Genomic DNA, 24055 nt, shown 5'->3' on the forward strand with positions numbered 1-24055 from the left:
GACGACACTCCCCCGGCCACCGGAGCGGGAACCACCTCGGACGACACTCCCCCGGCCACCGCGACGGCAACCGCCTCGGACGACACTGCCTCGGCCACCGGAGCGGAAGCCTGGTTCGGAACCGTCGGCTCGGGCTGCACGTCCGGTGCCGCCTGCGGGGCCGGCTCGGTCTGCACGGCCGACTCGGTCTGCTCCGTCATACGTACTCCCCCGGGGACTTGATGTGGTCCAGCTGCTTCTTCACCAGCGCGGCGACGGCGGACTTGTCGAACGGCTTGGCGCCCGCGGCAGTGACCGCGACGAGGTTCTCGGAGTCGTACGCCACGCAGATCATCCCGTCCAGCTGCTCGGCCTTCTCCTTCTTGCTCCCCTCCTTGCCCTGCGGCATCAGGTAGCAGGCGGAGTTCTTGTGGTCCTTGATCTTCGGTCCCTTGGGGAACCCGAGAAGTTCGGCGAGACCGGTCCGGAGCTTGTACATGTCGCGGATCCGGCTCTTGTTCTTCATCCGCGTGATGTGCACGTCCACGACGAGGTCCGCGTCCTGCGAGGCGAAGGACCGCACGGCGATTCCCTGCACACCGAGGCGCTCGACCTGCTTCTCGTATTCGCGGCGCTTCTTTCCGGCGAGACCCTTGCCCTCGCTCTTCAGCAGGGCGACGGCGTCCTTCTCGGCGAGCTCCCCGTCGTTCCCGTACCCCTCGATGTCGGGGCCGAGCTCGAAGCCGGACGGAACCGGCAACAGCAACTTGCTCAGCGGTGTCGAGGCCTTGCCCCGGGTGGCGGAGAGCTCCGCCGGGTCCTTGGCCTCCGTCTTCGGGTCCAGGTTCTCCCAGACGATCGTCGGCGCGGTGCGGTCCGCGGCGGCGACCGTGACGGAGGTGTACGTGCCGCCGCCGCCGATCACGGCCAGGACCAGTACGACGGGCAGTACGACGGTGAGCAGCTTGCGCTTCGCCCCCACCTTCTTCGGCAGGTTCCCGTCCACCACCACGGGAACGGTGGCGGCGAACACGTCATTCGCGTCGGTCACGGTGCTCCGGTCCTCGCTCACAGGCGCCCCAGCTGCTGCTCGGCCACCGAACTGATGTCCTTCTTGGAGATCTTCTTGGTGTCGTACATGAAGATCTCGACCATCACGTCGCCGCGCTGGAAGTACGCCCGGGCCTCATAGAGGTCCAGGTAGCCGGGCTCTCGCTCCACCGGGTAGAGGTAGTAGCGACCGTTGGTGGAACCCTTGATCGGGTCGCCCTCGTTGCCGGCGTGTTCGTCCTCGGGCATGTAATCCATCTGGCCGATCGCATGCTCGTAGGCGCCGCGCACGTCACTGGGGCGGAACTGCACCAGCCGGATCTCCGTGGTCCTGTACGCGCCCGACTTCCACGACGTGGACGCGACGCGCCGGATCCCGTTCTCGAGCTGGTCCTCCAGCGCCCACATGGGGCTGTCGTAGAGGTCGGTGTACCTGGCCAGCGAGACCCATCCGTCGCCGTACGAGAAGCCCGAGTCCTTGGCACCGGCCGGCTTCGGCAGAAGCAGCTTGCGCAGATCCCCGTCGGTCTTGGCCTGACGGTCCTCGGCGGCCGGCAGCGGCGCCGGGCGCTTGTCGTCCGCCAGCGGCTTCGCCGGGTAGGCCAGACCGGCCTGGCTCAGCGCGGGCAGCGGTGTGGGCTCGCGGTCGGCCTGCACTCCGTAGCCGACGGCCGTACCCCCGACAAGGCCGATGACGGCGGCGGCCGCGACGACCAGGGCGGTGCGCCCGAGACGGCGGGCAGGCCGGTTCACGGTCTCCGATTCCTGCGCCGGGGCCGGAACCGCTGTCGGCGCCGGGACCTGATCCTGGGCCGCCGGGTCCGGAACCGCTGTCGGCGCCGGGACCTGATCCTGGGCCGCCGGGTCCGGGGCCGCTGTCGGCGCCGGGTCCGGGGCCGCTGTCGGCGCCGGAACCGGCTGCGGCACGAGGTCCGGCGCGGGCTGTCCCGCAGCCTCCTGCGCCTGTGTGTCCTGCGTTTCCAAAGGGTCCCCCCACGAGACCTGAAGCACGGATTCCGTATCCGCGCACACAGCTGACACGCGGGGGGCGGGTGGGGTTGTGGCGCGGCACATTACAGTTCGGCATATGGCGAAGAAGCTCGTGATCAAGGTGACCGCCGGGGCCGACGCCCCCGAACGCTGCTCGCAGGCCTTCACGGTCGCGGCCGTCGCCGTGGCCAGCGGACTGGAGGTCTCCCTCTGGCTGACCGGCGAGTCCTCGTGGTTCGCGCTCCCCGGCCGGGCCGCCGAGTTCGAGCTGCCGCACGCGGCACCGCTGCCGGAGCTGATCGAGTCGATCCAGGCGGCAGGCCGCATCACGCTCTGCACCCAGTGCGCGGCGCGCCGCGAGATCACGGAGAAGGACGTCATCGAGGGCGTACGGATCGCGGGCGCGCAGGTCTTCGTGAGCGAGGCGACGGCGGACGGCGTCCAGGCGCTCGTGTACTAGTTCGTGTGCTGGTCGCACCGCTCCCGGTGCCGAACTAGTCCCAGTGCTCGTCCCGGCGCTCGTCGGGGCGCCGCTTCCTGCCGTCCAGCTCGGCCCACCACTCGTCGGACTGCGGGTCCCCGGACGGGTCGTCCCACCACCGGTCCTCGGGCCCGCGCCGGTTGGCGACCATCGCCGCGACCGGCGGGATGACCATGGCGACGACGCACATCGCCACGGCGGCCGGGACCGACCAGAGGCGCACGAAAGCCCAAGCGGACACGAAGAGGACGAGGCATCCGCCCATCATCCAGAAGTAGACCTTGCGCCTACGGGCGAGCACACCTCAAGGGTAGGTCCCCGAGCCGACTCTCTCCCGTTGAGCCCACGGTGGCGAGCACCCGCGGGGGCACGCCGACCTCGCGGGTGCCCCGTACCTCCGACGTCAGGCCTCGCAGCCGCAGGAGCGGCGCACGATCAGGGCCGAGGGGAACTGCTTCACGCGCTCCCGCCGGGAGCCGACCACCCGCAGCCCGTCGTCCAGCACCAGATCCACCGCCGCACGCGCCATCGCCGGACGGTCGGAGGCGATCGTCGTCAGCGGAGGATCGGTCAGCGCCGCCTCCTTGACGTCGTCGAAGCCCGCCACCGCCAGCTCGCCCGGCACATCGATCCGCAGCTCGCGCGCCGCGCGCAGTACACCGATCGCCTGGTCGTCCGTCGCGCAGAAGATCGCCGGCGGCCGGTCGGGGCCGGAGAGGATCTTCAGGGCGACGAGATACGCGTCGTAGCGGTTGTAGGGGGCCTGGAAGAGCCGGCCCTCCGTCGACCGCCCGGACTCCAGCATCGCCCGGCGCCAGCCCTCGACGTGGTCGGCCACCGGGTCGCCCACGGCCGGCGTGTTCTCGACGCCGCCGAGACAGGCCACGTACGGATGCCCGTGCTCCAGCAGATGCCGCGTCGCCAGCTGCGCGCCGCCGATGTCGTCGGTGACGACCGCGACGTCGTCTATGGCCTCGGGCCGCTCGTGCAGCAGCACGACCCGCGCGTCCCACGCCTCGATCTCCGCCGCCGCACGCTCGCTCGGGCCCTGGCTGACCAGGATCAGCCCTGCGACGCGCATGCCGAGGAAGGCCCGCAGATAATGGACCTCGCGCTCGTCCCGGTAGTCCGAGTTGCCGACGAGGACCATCTTTCCGCGGTCGGCCGCGGCCCGTTCCACCGCGTGGGCCATCTCCGCGAAGAACGGCTGCCGGGCGTCCGGCACGATCATGCCTATGAGGTCCGTGCGCCGCGAGGCCATCGCCTGCGCGACCCGGTCCGGCCGGTAGCCGAGCTCCTTGATGGCAGCGAGGACACGCTCGCGCGTGGCCGGGGCGACCGGCCGGGGTCCGTTGTTGATGACGTAACTGACGACGGCGGTGGAAGTACCCGCCAGTCGCGCCACATCGTCCCGCGTCACCTTGGCCACGCGCGGCAGTCTACGCGGGGTGACCTACCTCTGGGCAGGGCGTACGGCTGCTTCGCGCTGTTCGGCCGTTCCCTCCGGGCGGGCGACGGCCGCATCCTCCGGCCGGGCGACCGCAGCCTGCGCCTTCGCCTTGGCCTCCTCGGCGGCGCGCTCGACCTTTTCGGGGGTGACGAAGCGGTAGCCCACGTTGCGCACGGTCCCGATCAGCGACTCGTGCTCGGGCCCGAGCTTGGCGCGCAACCGCCGTACGTGGACGTCGACCGTCCGTGTGCCCCCGAAGTAGTCGTAGCCCCAGACCTCCTGCAGGAGCTGCGCCCGGGTGAACACCCGGCCGGGGTGCTGCGCCAGGTATTTGAGCAGCTCGAACTCCTTGAAGGTCAGGTCCAGGACCCGGCCCTTCAGTTTCGCGCTGTACGTCGCCTCGTCGACCGACAGATCGCCGTTGCGGATCTCCATCGGGGAGTCGTCGGCGGTGATCTGCTGGCGGCCCATGGCCAGCCGGAGCCGGGCCTCCACCTCCGCGGGGCCCGCGGTGTCCAGCAGCACGTCGTCGATGCCCCAGTCCGCGGTGACGGCCGCGAGGCCGCCCTCCGTCACGACGAGGATCAGCGGACAGCCGGGCCCGGTGGAGCGGAGCAGCTGGCAGAGGCTGCGCACCTGTGGAAGGTCGCGCCGGCCGTCGACCAGGATCACATCGGCACCAGGGGTGTCGACGAGGGCCGGGCCCTCGGCGGGTGCGACCCGCACGTTGTGGAGCAGCAGGCCGAGGGCGGGAAGCACCTCCGTCGACGGCTGGAGGGCGTTCGTGAGGAGCAACAGAGAGCTCATCGCGCCCCACCTGCCCGGTGCACCGTCTCTGTGCGGGTCGTCGTCTCTCGGTCGTGCACGGTTCGCTCGCCCATAACGTCGGTTCCTCCTCGTCCCTGCGAGAGGGGACCCCTCCCACGCCGGCAGGCTGTGGGGGAGTTTGCGGCACTGCTTCTTGCTCCGGCCGCGGCCCCCGCGCCCCGGGGTTCCGCGATCGTTTCGTTCACTTGCCTGTAACAACGGACAGGAAACGCAAAAGGACCCGGGGGCTGCGTCGCCCGGATCCTCTGCCCAGCAGAATAGCCCACATGAGTGCGGTGGCGGAGGGTCGGTTTCACAGTGTGGATGTTTCGTCGATCTCCCCCTACGCCCCGGGGGGCGTGGGGGGAGCCCCGGACGGACCGGGACGGGCAACCCTGAGTACATCGGACGGGGTCCGGATCGAGGCCCTCTACGAGCCGTGCACGGCCGGGGCCTGCGACACGGCGATCGTCGTGGCGCACGGGTTCACGGGGTCGGTGGACCGGCCCGCGGTGCGGCGTGCCGCGGGTGTCTTCGCAAAGCGCGCCGCGGTCGTCAGCTTCTCCTTCCGAGGCCACGGCCGTTCGGGTGGGCACTCCACGGTCGGCGACCGTGAGGTGCTGGATCTGGCCGCGGCGGTCGCCTGGGCGCGGTCGCTCGGCCATCGCCGGGTGGTGACGGTCGGCTTCTCGATGGGCGGATCGGTGGTCCTGCGGCATGCGGCGCTGTACGGGGCGGCTTCCGGGGCGCACGAGGGGCTCACGGGAGCATGTGCCGCACATGCCGTGGGGAAGGTGCGGGACGCGCATGCGGACGCGGTGGCGGCGGTGAGCGCTCCGGCCCGCTGGTACTACCGCGGCACGGCCCCGATGCGACGGCTGCACTGGGTGGTCACCCGACCCCTCGGCCGGCTCGTCGGGCGGTACGGCTTCGGGACCCGGATCCACCACGAGGACTGGGACCCGGTCCCGCTCTCGCCGGTCGAGGCGGTCCCGCTGATCGCTCCGACCCCGCTGCTGGTCGTCCACGGCGACCGCGATCCGTACTTTCCGCTGGACCATCCGCGCATGCTGGCCGACGCCGGGCCGTGCGAGCTCTGGCTGGAGCCGGGCATGGGCCACGCCGAGAACGCTGCTGACGACGAACTGCTGGGGCGCCTCGCGGACTGGCTCGTCCGCGCATAGCCCATCATGGTCAGTCGACGAGCCGAAGAGACGAGCCGCTGAGAGGAGTGCCGCCATGGCAGCGGGGACCATCCGCTACTGGGCCGCGGCCAAGGCCGCCGCAGGGGTGGCCGAGGAGCCGTACGCCGCGGAGAACCTGGCCGAGGCGCTGGACGCCGCCCGCGAGAGGCACCCGGGCGAGCTCGTCCGGGTGCTCCGGCGGTGTTCGTTCCTCGTCGACGGTGACCCCGTCGGGAAGCGTGGACATGAGACCGTACGGCTTGCCGAGGGCGGCACGGTCGAGGTGCTCCCGCCGTTCGCAGGAGGGTGAACCGCACAGCATGAGCAACGATCAGCAGTATCCGTACGACCCCCGGGGCTCGCAGGACCCGCACGGCTCGCACGGAGGGTCGTACGACCACGATCACCACGATCCGTACGGGCAGAGCTACCAGCAGGACCCCAACGTCACCCAGTCGTGGGAGGGCCAGACCTGGGACACCCAGTACCAGCCCACGGTCCACTCGGCGCCGCATGCGCAGCCTTCGCAGCCCGTCCCGTCGGCGCAGCACGCGCCGTACGGGCATCAGCAGGGTGCGCCGCTCGGCCCGGGGTCCCATCCGCTGCCTCCAGAGGCCCCGGTGCCGCCCCTCGCGCACGAGCCCACGGCGGCTGTCGCGGAGGCAGTCGCCCCGGTCGCCGGGGAGCCCGCCTACGGCGCTCCCACCACCGGGGGCAACACCCGGATCACCGACGCCCAGCGCGCCCGCGCCGAAGGGCGCTCGCCGATCATCCCGCCCGGCATCCAGCCCGCAGGGCTGACCGCCGTGCTCGGACTGCTGCTCGCGGCGGCCGGTGCCACCGGTTCGCCGTACGTGCTGCTCCTCCCGCTGGTCCTGCTGCAGGCCGTGACCGCCGCCGGCTGGTTCCGGCTGAACGGCATGTGGCCCGCCCGCCAGGGCATCGCGCTCGCCTTCGCCGGCGGCGTCGCCGCGGATGCCGCCCTGCTCATCGTGGGCCGGGAGCACGCGCCGGCCGCGATCGTCGGCACCCTCGGCGTCTGGGTCCTGCTCATTCTGGTGCTGCAGCTGCGGAGCCACGCGACCGCCGACGAGCGGATGCACGGCCTCATGGCCACCGTCGCCTCCGCCGCGCTGACGATCGTGGCGGCCGGTTATCTCGCCCCCGAGTCGGACGCCCTGGTCGTCGGCGGGGTCGCGGTCGCCGCGGCCACCGTCGCCCGCGCGCTGCCTCTGCCGGGCGCCGCATCGGTTTTCGTGGCGCTGCTGGCCGCGACGGGGGCCGGTATCGCGGCCGGGGGAGCCGTCGGAGCGGGCTCGGGCGGGGCGCTGCTCGGCCTCGGGGCCGGAGTGGGCGCGCTCGTCGGGCTGCGGGCGGCCAGCTACGACTACCCGTCCCGCTTCGTCCACATGACCGCGGGCGTCGCGCTGCCGCTCACGGCCGCCGCACCCATCGTGTACCTGCTGGGCCGCGCCCTGGTCTGAACCTCCCGGGAACCAATTGCCGGGCGCCGGACGTCGATCATTCGGGCCGGTCCGACCGCGGGCGGCCAGGACAGGGGTGGGGGAAACACCGAGTCATGCGCGCACTGCGAATACTGCTGATCACCGCCGTGATCCTGGGCGGACTCTTCGCCATCGCCGATCGGCTTGCGGTCAACTTCGCCGAGAGCGAGGTCGCCGCCAAGGTCCGGAGCAGCCAGGGCCTGAGCACCGAGCCCGAGGTGTCGATCAACGGCTTCCCGTTCCTGACCCAGATCGCGAGCTCCGAGCTGGACGACGTCCAGGTGCGCCTCGGCGGTGTGCAGGCCAGCGCGGGCGGCCACTCGGTCGAGGTGACCGAGGTCGCGGCCGAGCTGAGCGGAGTGCGCCTCGACGGGTTCTCCTCCGCCGTCGCGGACCGCGCCATGGGCTCCGCCCGCATCTCGTACGCGGATCTCGGCAAGTCGGCGCCCGAGGGCGCGAGCGTCTCCTACGCGGGAGCGGAGCGGGCGGCCAAGGGCCAGGTCAAGGTCACGGGTCCGGCCGTCGAGCTGCTGGAGGGCGCGGGCTTCACCATTCCGGCCTTCGCCGAGTCCGCGCTGGAGGGCCGGACGCTCACGACGTACAGCACGGTCTCGACGACCGGCGGCGACACGGTCAGGCTGCGCGCCGAGGAGCTGCCGAAGCTGCCGGTCCCGGGCATGGACAAGACGCTGCGCGACGCCGTCGACTACGACCTGAAGATCGACGGGCTGCCGAGCACGATCAAGCTCGACAAGGTCACCGCGGACGAGGGCGGGCTGCGCTTCTCGGGCGTGGGTACGAACGTGTCGCTGGCGGGCTGAGCACCGGTCCGAACGTCCCGTCCGAGTGCCCGGCCTCGACACGGGCCTGATGTCACCCTGGATGTGTCGGTCCGGATGTCGGCCCGGGTTCCGGCCCGGGTCCGGCCCTGGTCCGGCCCGGATATCGGCCGCCGCGGTCAGGCGATCGGATCGTGAGACGAGGTCGTCCGATCCGCAGACGCAGGGCGGCCGCACAGGCCCGCCGTAGCGGGCCCGGGAGCCGCGACCCACTTGACGTCTCGCCATGCGGACGATCGTGTCTCACCATACGACACGCCGGTGACATGGCCGCCGCCACGTCCCTACGATCGGACGCATGAAGCGACAGGCGGATCTCACGAAGCGGCGGGCAGTAGACCTGTGCCGCGTCGCCGCCATGCTCTGTCGCCCCGTCTGAGCGGGAGCTCGACTTCCGTTTCCCAGGGCCCTTCGCGCCGCCTCCCGGCCAGGGTCCCCGCGTGTGCCGTCCGCCGTCGAGGCGTACCCGCACCCACCCTTGCGCATGATCGCCCGCGCACCACCCGCCGCACACTGCCCCGGAGGAGAAACAGCATGAGCCGCAGCGACGTCCTGGTCGACGCCGACTGGGTCGAGGCCCACCTGGACGACCCGAAGGTCGTCATCGTCGAGGTCGACGAGGACACCTCGGCATACGACAAGAACCACATCAGGAATGCCGTCCGGATCGACTGGAAGAAGGACCTCCAGGACCCGGTCCGCCGTGACTTCGTCGACCAGGCCGGCTTCGAGAAGCTGCTGTCGGAGAAGGGCATCGCCAACGACGCCACCGTCGTCCTCTACGGCGGCAACAACAACTGGTTCGCTTCCTACGCCTACTGGTACTTCAAGCTCTACGGCCACCAGGACGTGAAGCTCCTCGACGGCGGCCGCAAGAAGTGGGAGCTCGACTCCCGCGACCTGGTCGACGGCGCCGACGTCCCGCAGCGCCCGGCCACCGAGTACAAGGCCAAGGCCCAGGACACCTCGATCCGCGCCTTCCGCGACGACGCCGTCGCCGCGATCGGCGACCAGAACCTGGTCGACGTGCGCTCGCCCGACGAGTTCAGCGGCAAGCTGCTCGCCCCGGCCCACCTGCCGCAGGAGCAGTCGCAGCGCCCGGGCCACATCCCGACCGCGCGCAACATCCCGTGGTCCAAGAACGCCAACGACGACGGCACCTTCAAGTCGGACGACGAGCTCAAGGCGCTCTACGCCGAAGAGCAGGTCGACCTGGCGAAGGACACGATCGCCTACTGCCGCATCGGTGAGCGCTCCGCGCTGACGTGGTTCGTCCTGCACGAGCTGCTCGGCATCGAGAACGTCAAGAACTATGACGGCTCCTGGACCGAGTACGGCTCCCTCGTCGGCGTGCCGATCGAGCTCGGCGCGAACAAGTAAGCCCCAGGCATTCAGCCTCCCCGACCGTAAGGACAGAAAAGCATGTGTGGAGCGAAGGCCGGCGGCCCCGACGCCTCGACGATCAAGCCCGGTGAGACCACCATCCAGGGCCAGGTGACCCGCGACGGCGAGCCCGTCACCGGTTACGTGCGTCTGCTGGACTCGACCGGCGAGTTCACCGCCGAGGTCCCGACCTCGGCGACCGGACAGTTCCGCTTCTACGCGGCCGAGGGCACCTGGACCCTTCGGGCCCTCGTCCCGGGCGCCACGGCGGACCGCACGGTCGTCGCCCAGACCGGTGGCCTCTCCGAGGTGGCCATCGCCGTCTGACGGCACGTACTGCGCGGCACGTACTGCACGGCATGTGGAGCACGGCACGTACAGCACTGAATACCGGCCGAAGGGCCGCATCCCCGGGGGTTGGACGCCACTGGATCGGGGTGCGGCCCTTCGTGCCGTTCGCAGGCGGATCTCCGGAAGCCCTGCGAGTGCCTTTATATCGGGCATACGCGGTTCTGTCGGGCTTCTCAGTCCGCCCTCAGGGCGTTCTCATGAACGCGCCCGAAAGTCGTGACCATGACGGACCACTACCGCAGCAGCGGCGACGAGAGCACGCACACGCAGCAGCAGTACCCGTACCCGTACCTGGGGTCCGGGGAGGGGAACGGGGGCACGGACGGGCCCGGCTACCCGCCGCCGCCCGCGTACGCTCCTGCCGCGCGGCCGGACCGGCGCCGGGCCAAGCGCTCGGTCGGACTGCTCGCGGCCGTCGCGATCGTCGCCGCCGCCGTCGGCGGCGGGGCGGCCACGCTGGTCGAGCGGTTCGCCTGGGAGGGCGGCGGCAGCACCGCCACCGGCGTGAACGGGACCACGGTCTCCCAGAGCAGCAAGGGCACCGTCGCCGGTGTCGCCCAGGCCGTGTCCCCGAGCATCGTGGAGATCAAGGCGGCCACCGGCGCCGGTGAGTCCACCGGCTCCGGCGTGATCATCACCGTGGACGGCGAGGTCGTCACCAACAACCACGTCATCTCCGGAGCCGACACGGTCCGCGTCACGCTCAGCGACGGAAAGACATACACCGCGGACGTCGTCGGCACCGACCCCGACAAGGACCTCGCCCTGATCGAGCTGCAGGGCGCCGATGGGCTGAAGGCCGCCCCCCTCGGCGACTCCGACAGCGTCAAGGTCGGCGACGAGGTCGTCGCGATCGGCTCCCCCGAGGGCCTCACCGGCACCGTGACCAGCGGTATCGTCTCCGCGCTCGACCGGGACGTGACCGTCGCCAAGGGAGAGGGCCAGGACCGGCAGTCGCAGCAGGACCCCCGTCAGGGCTGGCCCTTCGAGTTCGGCGGGCAGCAGTTCAACGGGGACACCGGCGACTCCAAGACCACGTACAAGGCCATCCAGACCGACGCATCGCTCAACCCCGGCAACTCCGGCGGCGCCCTGATCAACATGAACGGCGAGATCATCGGCATCAACTCGGCCATGTACTCGCCGAGCTCCGCGAACGGCTCCACCGCCGGCAGCGTCGGCCTCGGCTTCGCCATCCCGGTCGACACCGTCAAGGCGGACCTGGACAGCCTGCGCTCGGGCGGCGACAACTGAGTGCGTGCGAGGCTGGCCCCATGACGACACCCCCTGCTGACGGCGAGCGCATCCTCATCGTCGACGACGAACCCGCGGTCCGCGAGGCGCTCCAGCGCAGCCTCGCGTTCGAGGGGTACGCCACCGAGGTCGCCGTCGACGGCATGGACGCCCTCACCAAGCTGGAGTCGTACGGCCCCGACCTCGTCGTCCTCGACGTCCAGATGCCGCGCATGGACGGGCTCACCGCGGCCCGCCGCATCCGGTCGTCCGGATCGACCCTGCCGATCCTGATGCTCACCGCCCGCGACACCGTCGGCGACCGCGTCACCGGCCTCGACGCCGGGGCCGACGACTACCTGGTGAAGCCGTTCGAGCTGGACGAACTGCTCGCCAGGATCCGGGCGCTCCTGCGCCGCAGCTCGTACGCGGCGGCGGCAGGCGGCGCGGACCGGGAGGGGCCCGGCGACGTGCTCTCGTTCGCCGATCTGCGGATGGATCTGGCGACGCGCGACGTCACACGGGGCACGCGCCGCGTGGAACTGACCCGTACCGAGTACACCCTGCTCGAACTGTTCCTGGCGCATCCGCGGCAGGTGCTGACCCGGGAACAGATCCTGAAGTCCGTCTGGGGCTTCGACTTCGAGCCGAGCTCCAATTCGCTGGACGTGTACGTCATGTATCTGCGCCGCAAGACGGAGGCCGGCGGCGAGCCGCGCCTGGTCCACACGGTGCGCGGGGTCGGCTATGCGCTGCGGGAGGGGTCGCCGGAGTGATCCGCGGATTCCAGGGGCTCCCCCTGCGCTCCAGGCTCGCGCTCCTCACCGCCACCGCGGTCGCCGTGGCGGTCGCGGCGGTCGCCGTGACGTGCTGGCTGCTGGCCCGCGCCCAGCTGCACCAGGAGCTCGACACCTCGCTGCGCAACACCAGTGCCCCCATGAGCACGGCGGTCGCCGCCGCGCGGGCGTGTGGTTCACCCGGGGGCGAGGACACCACGCAGGGCCCCAGCTTCGCCTTTGTTCAGATCGTCGACGCCAACGGCGGTCGCTGTGTGGCACTGGGCTCCGAGCCGGTGCGGGTGAAGGCCGAGGACATCCAGGTCGCGCGGGGTGTCATTCGCGGCTCCCTGCACAGCAGCACCACCGACGCCGGTGCCGAGGTGCGGGTGCACACCGAACGGATGCCAGTGCCGGGCGTCGGCGAGGTGGCCGTCACGGTCGCCCGCCCCCTGCAGGAGATCAACGCCGCACTGGGCCGTCTCGCCCTGCTGCTCACCGCCCTCGCGGGCGTCGGTGCCGTCGGAGCCGGTGCTGCCGGCCTGTGGGTCGCAAGGACCGGGCTGAAGCCCGTCGACCGCCTCACGGACGCGGTCGAGCACGTGGCCCGTACCGAGGATCTGACCGTGCGCATCCCCGTCGAGGGCGGCGACGAGATCGCCCGGCTGTCGCGCTCCTTCAACCAGATGACCGCGGCGCTCGCGTCCTCCCGCGACCGGCAGGCGCAGCTGATCGCCGACGCCGGTCACGAGCTGCGGACCCCGCTGACGTCGCTGCGGACGAACATCGAGCTGCTGGCCCGCAGCGAGCAGACGGGCCGGGCGCTGCCGCCGGACGACCGGGCCGCGCTGCTGGCGTCCGTGAAGGCGCAGATGACCGAGCTGGCCGCGCTCATCGGCGATCTGCAGGAGCTGTCCCGGTCGGACAGCGCGACACCCGGTCCCGTCCAGGTCGTCGCGCTGCACGACATCGCGCGGACGGCGCTGGAGCGGGCCAGGCTGCGCGGTCCCGAGCTGAGGATCACCGCCGAGCTGCGGCCCTGGTACGTACGGGCCGAGCCGACGCACCTCGAGCGCGCCCTGGTCAATGTGCTGGACAACGCGGTCAAGTTCTCGCCGCCGGGCGGTACGGTCGAGGTGTCGCTGGACCGGGGCGTGCTGACCGTACGCGATCACGGCCCGGGCGTGCCGCCCGAGGAACTCCCGTATGTCTTCGAGCGTTTCTGGCGCTCCCCGTCCGCCCGCGCGCTGCCCGGCTCGGGCCTGGGTCTGTCGATCGTGGCCAGGACCGTGCAGCAGGCGGGCGGCAGGGTCGAGCTACGGCCTGCGGAGGGCGGCGGCACGGTCGCGGTGATCAGCCTGCCGGGGGCGCCGACGCCTCCGCCGCCGTCAGTTGTGGCGGATGAGCGAGTCGACCAGGCCTGAGCGGGTGTTGGGGTAGTCCATCGGCACGATGCCGAGCCCCTTCCAGCCGCTCGCGGTGCCGTCCAGGAAGCCGTGGACGCGCGGGTTGAGGTTGTCGGAGTTCCAGCGCGGCGGCAGATACGCGGACGTGCTGACGAAGTTGATGAAGAGCTTGCCCGGCTGCTCGACGGCCTTGCGGAAGTGTGCCTCGATCTTGGGGTACTTGGCGTTCGGCGCCGCGTTCCAGTCGTCCTGGTTGTCGAAGACGCCGCCGTCCCACCATTTGACGCCGGGCAGTCCGCCGTTGTCGGCGATGAGGACGACCTTGCCGCGGGCCTGGCCGAGGGAGGGGAGGGCGTCGCCGATGAGGAACAGCGGGCGCCAGCCGCGGTTGCCGAGGTAGTCGTCGAAGACGGCGCGGAAGGTGGCGTCGCTGTCCGAGGAGTACTCCTGCTTGACCCGCATGAGGACGGTCTCGGAGGGGTGGGCGTTCAGGAAGTCGCGGCAGGCGATCAGCACGTCGCCGAACATCATGTTCTGGTAGGCGGCGCCGTGGTGGATGGCGAACGAGCCGCCGGTGACCCGGCAGCGGATGTCGAGGAAGCGGATTCCGGAGTCGAGCTGCTGCGCGATGGTGGTGTTCTGGCACTCGGCCCACAGTCCGCCGAAGCGGGCGCCGGAGTCATGGGTGCCGGGGATGGTGAGGGTCCGCAGCGCTCTGCCGCCGTCGATGCCGCTCATCCAGTCCTGGGTGCCCAGGACGCGCTGCGGGGCAGCACCGGCGGGTGCTGCCCCGATGAGGGCGGTGGCGGACGCGAGAGCCGCGCCCGTGAGGAAACCACGTCTGGTCAGGGACATGTGTGCCGTCTCCTTCGTCGGCCTCCGCGATGTGGGGGGTCGCGGTCGGCACCCGGATGATGGCAGACATGCCCATGACACAGAATGAGTTCCGCGGAAACGGATGAGGGGCGGCAGGCCGACCGCCCGCCGCCCCTCATCCGTACTGCGCCTTACTTGACGACCGTGATCCGGTCCGTCGCCGGCGGCGCCAGCGGCGCGGCCGCGCTCGAGTGGGCGGCGAAGTAGGCGGTGAGGACGTCCAGGTCGGACGCGCCCACCAGCTTGTTCTGGTGCTCCTTCAGGACCGCGAAGCCGTCGCCGCCGCCCGCCAGGAACTCGTTCATCGCGACCCGGTAGGTCTTCGCCGGGTCGATCGCCTCACCGTTCAGCCTCACCGAGTCGACGACGATCCGGTCGGCTCCGGTCTTCGTCAGATCCAGGGTGTACGTGAAGCCCTTCGACACCTGGAGGATCTTCGGAACGGCCAGGTTCGCGCCGCTGACCTGCTGCTGCAGCGCGGTGACGAGCTGGGCACCGGTCAGGTCGACCGCCGTCATCATGTTGGTGAACGGCTGCACGGTGAAGGCCTCGCCGTACGTCACGACGCCGTCGCCCTCGCTGCCGGTGGCCTTGTGGACGAGGCCCGCGCGGATGCCGCCCGGGTTCATGAAGGCGATCTGCGCACCGCCCTTGTCGGCCGGGGCGAGGCCCTCGAGCTGCGCGTCCGCGATCAGGTTGCCGAGCGGCTTCTCTGGCGCGTCGAAGGGGTTGTCGATGTCGGCGCTGATGAAGCCGACGGGCCGGTTCGCGATGGGCGCGGCGAGCACGTTCCAGCGGTCGATGAGGCGCGTCATGTCCTCGGCCTTCGGCACGTCACGGGTGACGACGTGGTTGGCGGAGGCCACCGACGTCCGGACGATGTCGCGCGTCCAGCGGTCGTACGTGAGCGTGGTGTCCGTGTACAGCTTGCCGAAGGAGGCCGCCGACGTGACCGTGCGCGGCTTGCCCGACGGGTCCGCGACCGTGCACGCGTACGCCTGGTGGGTGTGGCCGGTGACCAGGGCGTCGACCTGCGGGCTGACGTTCTTGGCGATGTCGACGATCGGCCCCGAGATGCCGTCACCGGGGCCGGGGCTGTCGCAGTTGTAGTTGTACGAGGCCGAGGCCGGGGCCCCGCCCTCGTGGATCAGGGCGACGATGGACTTGACGCCCTTGCGCTCAAGGATCTTGGTGTACTTGTTGATCGACTCGACCTCGTCGCCGAACTTCAGGCCCTTGACGCCCTCGGCGGAGACGATGTTCGGCGTGCCCTCCAGGGTGACGCCGATGAAGCCGATCCTCACCCCGTTCCTCTCCCAGATGAAGTACGGGTCGAGCAGCGGCTTGCCGGTCTTCTCGTTCGTCACGTTGGAGGTGAGGAACGGGAAGTCCGCGCCCCTGAACTTCTTGCCCTCCTCGTAGCAGCCGTCCTTCTCGTGGCAGCCGCCGTTCTGGATCCGGGCGAGTTCCTTGGCACCCTCGTCGAACTCGTGGTTGCCGACGGAGGAGACGTCGAGCTTCAGCTTGTTCAGCGCCTCGATCGTCGGCTCGTCGTGGAAGAGCCCGGACAGCAGCGGCGAGGCGCCGATCATGTCGCCGGCCGCGGCGGTGATCGAGTACTTGTTGCCCTCGCGGGCCTGACGCAGATGCGTGGCGAGGTACTCGGCGCCACCCGCGTCGATGGTCCTGGTGGTGCCGTCCTCGTTGGTGTGGGTCACGCGCCCGGCCGAGCCGGCGGGCGGCTGGAGGTTGCCGTGCAGGTCGTTGAAGGACAGCAGCTGGACGTCCACGGTGCGGCCGTGTCCGTGCCCGTGCCCCGGTCCGTTGCCGCGGTCGTGGGCTCCGGCGGGCATCGCGGCGACCAGCGCGCCGACGGTGGTCAGTCCGGCGACGGCGGCGAGGATGCGGCGGCGCTTCTGGTGCGGTGTCGCTGACATCTGTCCCCTTGTCAGTTTCAGCGTGATGGTGTTCGTACTCTTTGGTGCTCAGCCGGGCAGCCTAGAGTCAACGCGCGTAGCGCGACAGGGGGTAACGGGTTACGACCTGGTTTCCGATCGGGTGCGGCGCGGCGCCGTACCCTCGACGTATGACTGACGCAGCCCCCGCCCTCGAGCCCGGCCGGCAGATCCAGACACTCGACGAACTCTTCCCCGAGCAGGCCGAGGACGTCCTCCGCCTGCTCTCCGTCGCCGCCAGCGCCGACGGAATGCAGGCCGTCTCCGAGCAGGGGCGCCTCCAGCTGCGCCACGGCCGGCGCGAGGGCGTGCGGCACTTCCTGCTCACCGTCGGCGGCGAGCTCCGCGGCTACGCCCAACTGGAGGACACCGACCCGGTGGAGGCCCCGGCGGCCGAGCTCGTCGTCCACCCCGGTCACCGGGGCCGCGGCCACGGCCGCGCCCTCGGCAACGCCCTGCTGGCCGCGTCCGGCAAGCGCCTTCGCGTCTGGGCGCACGGCGGCAAGTCCGCGGCCCGCCATCTCTCCCAGGTCCTCGGGCTCACCCTCTTCCGCGAACTGCGCCAGCTGCGGCGCTCGTTGAGCCCTCTCGACATCCCGGAGCCGGCCCTTCCCGAGGGCGTCACGATCCGTACGTTCATCCCCGGCCAGGACGACGCGGCCTGGCTCGCGGTCAACGCGGCCGCCTTCGCCCACCACCCAGAGCAGGGCTCGATCACCCAGCGCGACCTCGACGACCGCAAGGAAGAGCCCTGGTTCGACCCCAAGGGCTTCTTCCTCGCCGAGCGCGCAGGCGAGATCGTCGGCTTCCACTGGACGAAGGTCCACGCGGAGGAGCAGCTCGGCGAGGTCTACGTGATCGGCATCCGTCCCGACGCCCAGGGCACCGGCCTCGGCAAGGCCCTGACCGCCGTCGGCCTCCGCCATCTCGCCGCGGAGGGCGTGCCGACGGCGATGCTGTACGTCGACGCGGACAACCCGGCGGCCCTGCGGGTGTACGAGCAGCTCGGTTTCCTGACCCATGAGGTGGACCTGATGTACCGCACGGAGACCTGAGCCGGACGAAGAGGGGCGGTTGACACCGCCCCTTCTTTGCATCACCCTTTCACTACTTGATTAGTGAAAGGGTGATGGTGGTGATCGAATACCGGATCGACCGGCGCAGCGGCATCGCCACCTACGTGCAGATCGTGCAGCAGACGAAACAGGCCCTGCGGCTGGGTCTGCTGGAGCCCGGCGACCGGCTGCCCACTGCACGCGAGGTGGTCGAGGCCACGGCCATCAACCCGAACACCGTGCTCAAGGCCTACCGCGAGCTGGAGCGCGAGGGCCTCGTCGAGGCCCGGCGCGGCCTCGGCACGTTCGTACGGAAGTCCCTGGGGGCCGCCCCCTCCGACTCCCCGCTGCGCGGCGAGCTCGCCGACTGGGCGAGCCGGGCCCGTGCGGCGGGCCTGGAGCGGGACGACGTGGCCGCACTCTTCGGCGCCGTACTCGACGAACACTTCGCGGAAGACCGGCAGCGACACCACAAGGGGGACGACGCATGACGGACACGGCTCTCGAGGCCACCGGCCTCGGCAGGAAATTCGGCGGGCGACTCCGCCACACCTGGGCTCTTCGGGACTGTTCCTTCCGGCTGCCCGCCGGCCGGATCTGTGCCCTCGTCGGCCCCAACGGGGCAGGAAAATCCACTCTGCTGGCGCTCGCCGCCGGTCTGCTGCGCCCCACCGAAGGTGGCCTCCGCGTCCTCGGCACCCAGCCCGGGACCGCGCGCGGAAACCTGGCGTACGTCGGCCAGGACAAGCCGCTCCTCCCCCAGCTCACGGTCGCGGAGACCCTGCGCCTGGGGCGCGAACTCAACCGGGGCCGCTGGGACGACACCATCGCCGATCAGGTCGTACGGGACGGAGAGCTGGATCCGGCCGCCCTCGTCCGCACGCTCTCCGGCGGCCGGCGCACCCGCGTCGCCCTCGCACTCGCCCTCGGCAAGCGGCCCGAACTGCTGCTGCTCGACGAGCCGATGGCCGACCTCGACCCGCTCGCCCGCCGCCGGCTCATGGGCACCCTGCTCGCCGACGCCGCCGAGCGCGGCACGACGGTCGTGATGTCCTCGCACATCCTCACCGAACTGGAGGGCACCTGCGACCATCTGCTGCTCGTCGACCGCGGGCGCGTCCGCCTCGGCGGCGCCATCGACGAGGTCGTCGCCGCGCACACCCTGGTGACCGGACCGGCCACCGTCGGCCTCGACCCGCACACCGTCGTCGAATCGCGCACGACGGGACGCCAACTCACCGCACTGGTACGCCCCGAAGGCCCGCTCCCCGCCGACTGGCAGACCATGGAACCCTCCCTGGAGGAAGTCGTGCTGGCCCATCTGCGCTCCCCCGACGCACCCGCCCTGCTGAACCCGCCCGCCGAGGAGGTCGTGGCATGAGCGCCCTGACACCGAGAGGGATGCCCTGGGTCGTCGTACGCCGCTACCGGCACGTGCTGTGGGCGACGACCGGGTTGACGGCCGCGTTGGCGCTGGCCGTCGCGGTGACGCGGACCTGGTACGTCACCGAGTACGGGACGGTGCTCAGGCCGACGGAGTGGCACGACCGGCTGCTGTGGGCCCTGGACAAGAGCACCACGGCGATCATGTTCCTGCCGCTGCTCGTGGCGGCCTTCGTGGCGGGGCCGCTCGTCGCCCGCGACCTGGAGTCGGGCACCTACCGGCTGCTGTGGACCCAGTCGGTGTCACCCGCCCGGTGGCTCGCCGCGAAGCTGGCGGTCCCGGCGGTCGTCGCGACGGTCTGCGCGATCGTGCTGGTCGGCGTACACCGCTGGGGCCTGGCATCCGTGCGGGAGAGCGCGTACCTGGAGCTCTGGCACCACCCGACGTACATCGCCCTCGGCCCCGCCGGTGTGGCGTACGCGCTGCTCGCCGTCGCCGTCGGGGCCCTCGCCGGGCTGCTGGTGCGACGCACGGTCGTCGCCATGAGCATCGCCGGGCTCGCGACCGGCTCGCTGCTGCTCACCGTCGCCCAGCTGCGTGAGCACCTGTGGCCCACGGTCATGACGACCGGCCCCGACCGGGCGGAGAGCGCCACAGACTGGTCGCTGGAATCGGGCATGCTGACCGCATCGGGCGAGCGGCTGTACGCGAAGGACTGCTATCCCCTCCTGCCCGGTCAGGGCAGCGCCGATCAGTGCCTGACCCAGAAGGGCGGGGTCACGGACTTCGCGGTCCACCACCCGGCCTCGCACTTCTGGCCGATCCAGCTCGTCGAGACGGGTATGGTCCTCGCCCTGGCCGTGCTCGTCGCGGCCGTGGCCTTCCGGGTGCTGCGCCGGCGTCACGCGTGAGCCTTCGGGGCGCCCTCGCGTCGCGCACGCGGGGGCGCCGGTGCGCGCGCGAGTGTCGCAGGCGCCGCTCCGCGCAGCCCACGCGCCCCACGCCGCGGCGCCCTGCTTGCTCAGGCGTCATGTTCTCGTTACCGCCCATTCAAAGACCCTTGCGACCCTCGGTGAATGCAGCCGCCCGCCGTGCCAGCCCGCCAAAATGGGCGACCAGCCCCGACGACGGCCCGCTCCGACGCGCCCGGGAACCCCTTCGCGCGGAAGAATGGGGTTATGAGCCAGCAGCCCGCCGAGGTCCCGGTACAGCACGTCCAGCCGTCCGTCGGCTCCATCGCCGCGCACCGCCCCCACACGGTCGCCGCCGCGGTGTCCGATCTTGAGCCCGACATCGACGCCGACCTCGATACGTACGAGGACGAGACCGAGGGTGCCGAGCTGCCCCAGGGCCGCTTCCTGGACCGCGAGCGCAGCTGGCTCGCGTTCAACGAGCGGGTCCTGGAGCTCGCCGAGGATCCCATGACTCCGCTCCTGGAGCGGGCCAACTTCCTCGCGATCTTCGCCTCCAACCTGGACGAGTTCTTCATGGTCCGGGTGGCGGGCCTGAAGCGCCGTATCGCCACCGGTGTCGCCACCCGCTCGGCGTCCGGCCTGCAGCCGCGCGAGGTCCTGGAGCTCATCTGGACCCGCTCGCGCGAACTCATGGCCCGGCACGCCGCCTGCTACCAGCAGGACGTGGCCCCGGCCCTGGCCGACGAGGGCATCCACCTCATCCGCTGGCCCGAGCTCACCGAGAAGGAGCAGGCGCGTCTCTTCACCCTGTTCCGCCAGCAGATCTTCCCGGTCCTCACCCCGCTGGCCGTGGACCCGGCGCACCCGTTCCCGTACATCTCGGGGCTCTCGCTCAACCTCGCCGTCGTCGTGCGCAACCCGGTCAGCGGCCACCGCCACTTCGCCCGGGTCAAGGTGCCGCCGCTGCTGTCCCGCTTCCTGGAGGCGTCGCCGCAGCGGTACGTGCCGCTGGAGGACGTCATCGCGGCGCACCTGGAGGAACTGTTCCCCGGCATGGAGGTGCTCGCCCACCACATGTTCCGGGTGACCAGGAACGAGGACCTGGAGGTCGAGGAGGACGACGCCGAGAACCTGCTCCAGGCGCTGGAGAAGGAACTGCTGCGCCGCCGCTTCGGCCCACCGGTCCGGCTCGAGGTCGAGGAGTCCATCGACCCGTACGTGCTGGACCTGCTGGTGCGCGAGCTGAAGATCTCCGAGTCCGAGGTCTACCCGCTGCCCGGGCCGCTCGACCTGACCGGTCTGTTCGGGATCGTCTCCCAGGACCGTCCGGAGCTGAAGTACCCGAAGTTCATCGCCGGCACCCACCGCGACCTCGCCGAGGTCGAGTCGGCGTCCGCTCCCGACATCTTCGCGGCGCTGCGCGAGCGGGACGTGCTGCTGCACCACCCGTACGACTCGTTCTCGACGTCCGTCCAGGCCTTCCTGGAGCAGGCCGCGAGCGATCCGGACGTCCTCGCGATCAAGCAGACGCTGTACCGGACCTCCGGCAAGTCCCCGATCGTCGACGCGCTGATAGACGCGGCCGAGGCCGGCAAGCAGGTCCTCGTCCTCGTCGAGATCAAGGCCCGCTTCGACGAGCAGGCCAACATCAAGTGGGCGCGGAAGCTGGAGGAGGCCGGCTGCCATGTCGTCTACGGACTGGTCGGCCTGAAGACCCACTGCAAGCTGTCGCTGGTGGTCCGCCAGGAGGGCGAGACCCTGCGCCGCTACTCGCACGTCGGCACCGGCAACTACCACCCGAAGACCGCCCGGCTGTACGAGGACCTCGGCCTGCTCACCGCGGACCCGCAGGTCGGCGCGGACCTCTCGGACCTCTTCAACCGGCTGTCCGGGTACTCGCGACGCGAGACGTACCGCCGGCTGCTGGTCGCCCCCAAGTCGCTGCGCGACGGGCTCGTCGCCCGGATCAACAAGGAGGCCGCCCACCACCGGGCAGGCCGCCCCGCGTATGTCCGTATCAAGGTCAATTCCATGGTCGACGAAGCGATCATCGACTCCGTGTACCGGGCCTCCCAGGCGGGTGTGCCGGTGGACATCTGGGTGCGCGGGATCTGCGCGATACGCCCGGGCGTCGCGGGACTCTCGGAGAACATCCGGGTCCGTTCGATCCTCGGCCGCTTCCTGGAGCACTCCCGGGTCTTCGCCTTCGGCAACGGCGGCGAGCCCGAGGTGTGGTTCGGCAGCGCCGACATGATGCACCGCAATCTCGACCGCCGTATCGAGGCCCTCGTCCGGGTCACCGACCCGGCCCACCGGGCGGCCCTGAACCGGCTGCTGGAAACCGGCATGTCCGACTCCACGTCGTCCTGGCACCTCGGCCCGGACGGGGAGTGGACCCGGCATGCGACGGACTCCGACGGCCAGCCGCTGCGGCATGTACAGGAAATGCTCATTGACGCGCGGAGGCGCCGGCGTGCACAGCCCTGACCTTCCCCTGGTGCCGCGGGGGGCCGGCGCCGACCAGGTCCTGGCCGGTTATCTGCACACCCAGGCCGCGGACTTCCTGCGCAGCCTGCGGCTGCACGGCGAGTGCGGTGCGGACTCCGGGGGCGCCGAGGACGCGGCCCGTGCGCTGCGCCGCACCGCCCGCCGCATCGGCGGCACCCTCCACACGTACCGCCCGCTGCTGGACCCCGCCTGGGCGGACCACCTGCGCACGGAGCTCGCCTGGCTCTCCGGCGTCCTCGCCCAGGAGCACTCCTGCACGGCACGCCTCTCCCGGCTCCTGGACGCCCTGGTCCGCCTGTCGGGCACGGGCCCGGTCCCTTCGGCACGCGCGGAGGCGGACCTGACCTTCGGGGACGTGCCCGCGGCGCGCACGATTCCGGGCGGCCCCACGGACTTCGGGGCACAGACCGAGTCCCCTGACTCCGTACCGACCGGCTCCGTGCCGACCGCGGCGGGCGCGGACACGCGGGGAGAGAGCGGCGCCCCGCGTCATGGCGCCGCCGCCTACGCGGCGGGCCGCGAGGGCAGCAAGGCCGAGCGGACCGCGCCGGCCGCAACCGGCGCTCCGGTCGGAGCCGGAGCCACGGGCCCGGCGGCCAGAGGCGCCGCGCCGGCCGTGCGCAACAGTGCGGCCACGGCCTCAGGGGGCGGCGCCCGGGGGGCGCTCACCGTCGGGGCCGCGCGGGCCGGGGCGCTGCTGGAGCGGCAGCTGACCCTCGGGCGGACGCGGGCGCATTCGGCGGCGCTTCAGGCGCTCGGGTCGTCGCGGTTCCACGCGGTCGCCGACGCCGTCGCGCTGCTCGCCTCCGAAGTGCCGCTCGCGGCGGCCGCCGCGGCACCCTCGGACGCGCTCGACGCGCACGCGGAGACCGCCCAGCGCCGGCTGCTGGACGCCGTCGCCACGCTTCCGCTGGCCCGCGCCGCGCACCCGTACAACGCCGACGCGCTCGTCCACGGCCTGGCCGCGACCGCCGCGGGCGAGGCGCAGGACGCGCCCTGGCACCAGGTGCGGCTGCTGCTTCGGCTGCACCGGTACGCGCAGGAGGTCGCCGCCGCCGGTTCCGCGCCGCTGCTGGCGGTCGCGGGCCGCACGCTCGACCGTCACCGGGACGCCGCCGAGGCCGCGGCGGCGGCCGCGGCCGCCGCCCGCACCCCTCGCATCGCCCCCGCGACGGCGTATGCCCTGGGTGTCCTCCACGCCGACCAGCGCCACGAGGTCGAGGCCGCCCGCTTCGCGTTCCACCAGATCTGGCAGCGACGGGCGGTGACCGCACAGTGAGCACGCCGCACACCTCGGACACGGTCCACGCGGCCGGATGCGTCCTCTGGCGCCGTTCCCCCCAGGGCGACGGCATAGAGATCTGCCTCGTCCACCGCCCCCGCTACGACGACTGGTCCCACCCCAAGGGCAAGCTGAAGCGCTCCGAGGCCCATCTCGCCGGCGCCCTGCGCGAGGTCCTGGAGGAGACCGGCCACCACGCGACCCCCGGCCCGCGCCTGCCCACCGTCCACTACATGGCGAACGGCCGCCCCAAAGAGGTCAGCTACTGGGCCGCCGAGGCGGAGACCCCCGGCGACTTCACCCCGAGCCGGGAGGTCGACCGGATCGTCTGGCTGCCCCCGGCCGGAGCCAGGGAGCGGCTCACCCAGCCCCGCGATCGCCACCTGGTGGACGTTCTTGTCTCAGAACTCGGGATTATTGGTACACAAGGCACACATTGACGCCAATCAGGCGTTTCAATGAACAAGTGAAAGAGCGCCCCACGGGTGGCCCAGGCGCCCGTAGTACCCCTCGCCGCACCGTGTCACGCACACCACACCGAGGAACTTCCCCGACCGACAGGGTTCACCTTCCGTTTACTCTCCTCCGTCGGCGGCTTCACCTGATCTGCCTAATTTCGGGCTTACACGGTGAACGGCACAGTGCCG

Annotated in this window: 26 protein-coding genes; 18 read left to right on the forward strand and 8 right to left on the reverse strand. The window is 71.4% G+C overall.

The window, feature by feature from the left end:
- From ABT078_RS21125 to ABT078_RS21135, 3 genes are all read right to left on the reverse strand, one after another.
- A partial coding sequence (locus ABT078_RS21125; protein ID WP_351229883.1) for a hypothetical protein occupies positions 1-200 on the reverse strand: 200 nt, incomplete at its 3' end.
- Positions 197-1030 (reverse strand): hypothetical protein, encoded by an 834-nt coding sequence (locus ABT078_RS21130; RefSeq protein WP_351229885.1) that lies wholly within the window; start codon positions 1028-1030, stop codon positions 197-199. The genes ABT078_RS21130 and ABT078_RS21125, both read right to left, overlap by 4 nt.
- Before the next feature lie 17 nt (positions 1031-1047).
- The gene (locus ABT078_RS21135; protein ID WP_351229887.1) at positions 1048-1782 is read right to left on the reverse strand and encodes a hypothetical protein; all 735 of its coding nucleotides are present in this window, start codon (positions 1780-1782) and stop codon (positions 1048-1050) included.
- Positions 1783-2116: 334 nt separating this feature from the next.
- Here ABT078_RS21135 and ABT078_RS21140 point away from each other — a divergent pair, with 334 nt between their 5' ends.
- Positions 2117-2479: a DsrE family protein gene (locus ABT078_RS21140; RefSeq protein ID WP_351229889.1), complete on the forward strand. Its 363-nt coding sequence runs from the start codon at positions 2117-2119 to the stop codon at positions 2477-2479.
- A 34-nt stretch (positions 2480-2513) separates the two neighbouring features.
- Here the strand turns inward: ABT078_RS21140 and ABT078_RS21145 are convergent, their stop codons facing one another.
- From ABT078_RS21145 to ABT078_RS21155, 3 genes are all read right to left on the reverse strand, one after another.
- Positions 2514-2801: a DUF3099 domain-containing protein gene (locus tag ABT078_RS21145; protein WP_351229891.1), complete on the reverse strand. Its 288-nt coding sequence runs from the start codon at positions 2799-2801 to the stop codon at positions 2514-2516.
- Positions 2802-2903: 102 nt separating this feature from the next.
- Complete coding sequence (locus tag ABT078_RS21150; RefSeq protein WP_351229893.1) at positions 2904-3929, reverse strand: LacI family DNA-binding transcriptional regulator; 1026 nt, start codon at positions 3927-3929, stop codon at positions 2904-2906.
- Between the two features lie 24 nt (positions 3930-3953).
- On the reverse strand, positions 3954-4757 hold the full coding sequence (locus ABT078_RS21155; RefSeq protein WP_351229895.1) for a response regulator transcription factor: 804 nt from the start codon (positions 4755-4757) through the stop codon (positions 3954-3956).
- Between the two features lie 287 nt (positions 4758-5044).
- On the opposite strand from ABT078_RS21155, the gene ABT078_RS21160 reads away from it, so the two are divergent.
- From ABT078_RS21160 to ABT078_RS21205, 10 genes are all read left to right on the forward strand, one after another.
- Positions 5045-5941 carry an alpha/beta hydrolase gene (locus ABT078_RS21160; protein WP_351229897.1) on the forward strand — a complete coding sequence of 299 codons (897 nt, stop codon included), beginning with the start codon at positions 5045-5047 and terminating at the stop codon, positions 5939-5941.
- 55 nt (positions 5942-5996) lie between these two features.
- A complete protein-coding gene (locus ABT078_RS21165; RefSeq protein ID WP_351229899.1) occupies positions 5997-6251 on the forward strand; it encodes a MoaD/ThiS family protein in 255 nt (84 codons plus the stop codon).
- A 10-nt stretch (positions 6252-6261) separates the two neighbouring features.
- Positions 6262-7425, forward strand: a complete 1164-nt coding sequence (locus ABT078_RS21170) for a hypothetical protein (protein ID WP_351229901.1) — start codon at positions 6262-6264, stop codon at positions 7423-7425.
- 95 nt (positions 7426-7520) lie between these two features.
- Complete coding sequence (locus tag ABT078_RS21175; RefSeq protein ID WP_351229903.1) at positions 7521-8267, forward strand: LmeA family phospholipid-binding protein; 747 nt, start codon at positions 7521-7523, stop codon at positions 8265-8267.
- 316 nt (positions 8268-8583) lie between these two features.
- Positions 8584-8664, forward strand: coding sequence for an Ms5788A family Cys-rich leader peptide (locus ABT078_RS21180; RefSeq protein ID WP_351229977.1), 81 nt, complete (start codon positions 8584-8586; stop codon positions 8662-8664).
- A gap of 155 nt (positions 8665-8819) precedes the next feature.
- The gene (locus tag ABT078_RS21185; RefSeq protein WP_351229905.1) at positions 8820-9665 is read left to right on the forward strand and encodes a sulfurtransferase; all 846 of its coding nucleotides are present in this window, start codon (positions 8820-8822) and stop codon (positions 9663-9665) included.
- A gap of 42 nt (positions 9666-9707) precedes the next feature.
- Positions 9708-9995 carry a DUF1416 domain-containing protein gene (locus tag ABT078_RS21190; protein ID WP_351229907.1) on the forward strand — a complete coding sequence of 96 codons (288 nt, stop codon included), beginning with the start codon at positions 9708-9710 and terminating at the stop codon, positions 9993-9995.
- 246 nt (positions 9996-10241) lie between these two features.
- Positions 10242-11273, forward strand: a complete 1032-nt coding sequence (locus tag ABT078_RS21195) for a S1C family serine protease (protein WP_351229909.1) — start codon at positions 10242-10244, stop codon at positions 11271-11273.
- A gap of 20 nt (positions 11274-11293) precedes the next feature.
- Entirely contained in the window at positions 11294-12028 is a 735-nt protein-coding gene (locus ABT078_RS21200) for a response regulator transcription factor (RefSeq protein WP_351229911.1), read from the forward strand.
- Entirely contained in the window at positions 12025-13452 is a 1428-nt protein-coding gene (locus ABT078_RS21205) for a HAMP domain-containing sensor histidine kinase (protein WP_351229913.1), read from the forward strand. The genes ABT078_RS21200 and ABT078_RS21205 overlap by 4 nt, the downstream gene beginning before the upstream one ends.
- Here the strand turns inward: ABT078_RS21205 and ABT078_RS21210 are convergent.
- On the reverse strand, positions 13417-14289 hold the full coding sequence (locus ABT078_RS21210; protein ID WP_351229915.1) for a phosphatidylinositol-specific phospholipase C: 873 nt from the start codon (positions 14287-14289) through the stop codon (positions 13417-13419). The genes ABT078_RS21205 and ABT078_RS21210 overlap by 36 nt on opposite strands.
- A 152-nt stretch (positions 14290-14441) precedes the next feature.
- Positions 14442-16247, reverse strand: coding sequence for a bifunctional metallophosphatase/5'-nucleotidase (locus tag ABT078_RS21215; protein WP_351229917.1), 1806 nt, complete (start codon positions 16245-16247; stop codon positions 14442-14444).
- Positions 16248-16396: 149 nt separating this feature from the next.
- On the opposite strand from ABT078_RS21215, the gene mshD reads away from it, so the two are divergent.
- From mshD to ABT078_RS21250, 7 genes are all read left to right on the forward strand, one after another.
- A complete protein-coding gene (mshD, locus tag ABT078_RS21220; RefSeq protein ID WP_351229919.1) occupies positions 16397-17320 on the forward strand; it encodes a mycothiol synthase in 924 nt (307 codons plus the stop codon).
- 80 nt (positions 17321-17400) lie between these two features.
- Positions 17401-17811 carry a GntR family transcriptional regulator gene (locus tag ABT078_RS21225; RefSeq protein WP_351229979.1) on the forward strand — a complete coding sequence of 137 codons (411 nt, stop codon included), beginning with the start codon at positions 17401-17403 and terminating at the stop codon, positions 17809-17811.
- The gene (locus tag ABT078_RS21230; RefSeq protein WP_351229921.1) at positions 17808-18701 is read left to right on the forward strand and encodes an ABC transporter ATP-binding protein; all 894 of its coding nucleotides are present in this window, start codon (positions 17808-17810) and stop codon (positions 18699-18701) included. Before ABT078_RS21225 ends, ABT078_RS21230 begins: the two co-directional genes overlap by 4 nt.
- On the forward strand, positions 18698-19615 hold the full coding sequence (locus tag ABT078_RS21235; RefSeq protein WP_351229923.1) for an ABC-2 membrane transporter-related protein: 918 nt from the start codon (positions 18698-18700) through the stop codon (positions 19613-19615). The genes ABT078_RS21230 and ABT078_RS21235 overlap by 4 nt, the downstream gene beginning before the upstream one ends.
- 267 nt (positions 19616-19882) lie before the next feature.
- A complete protein-coding gene (locus ABT078_RS21240; protein ID WP_351229925.1) occupies positions 19883-22105 on the forward strand; it encodes an RNA degradosome polyphosphate kinase in 2223 nt (740 codons plus the stop codon).
- A complete protein-coding gene (locus tag ABT078_RS21245; RefSeq protein WP_351229927.1) occupies positions 22092-23405 on the forward strand; it encodes a CHAD domain-containing protein in 1314 nt (437 codons plus the stop codon). Before ABT078_RS21240 ends, ABT078_RS21245 begins: the two co-directional genes overlap by 14 nt.
- Positions 23402-23848: an NUDIX hydrolase gene (locus ABT078_RS21250; protein WP_351229929.1), complete on the forward strand. Its 447-nt coding sequence runs from the start codon at positions 23402-23404 to the stop codon at positions 23846-23848. Before ABT078_RS21245 ends, ABT078_RS21250 begins: the two co-directional genes overlap by 4 nt.
- Positions 23849-24055: the final 207 nt, after the last annotated feature.

It is taken from the genome of Streptomyces sp. NPDC002133 (genome assembly GCF_040296405.1).
GTDB lineage: Bacteria > Actinomycetota > Actinomycetes > Streptomycetales > Streptomycetaceae > Streptomyces.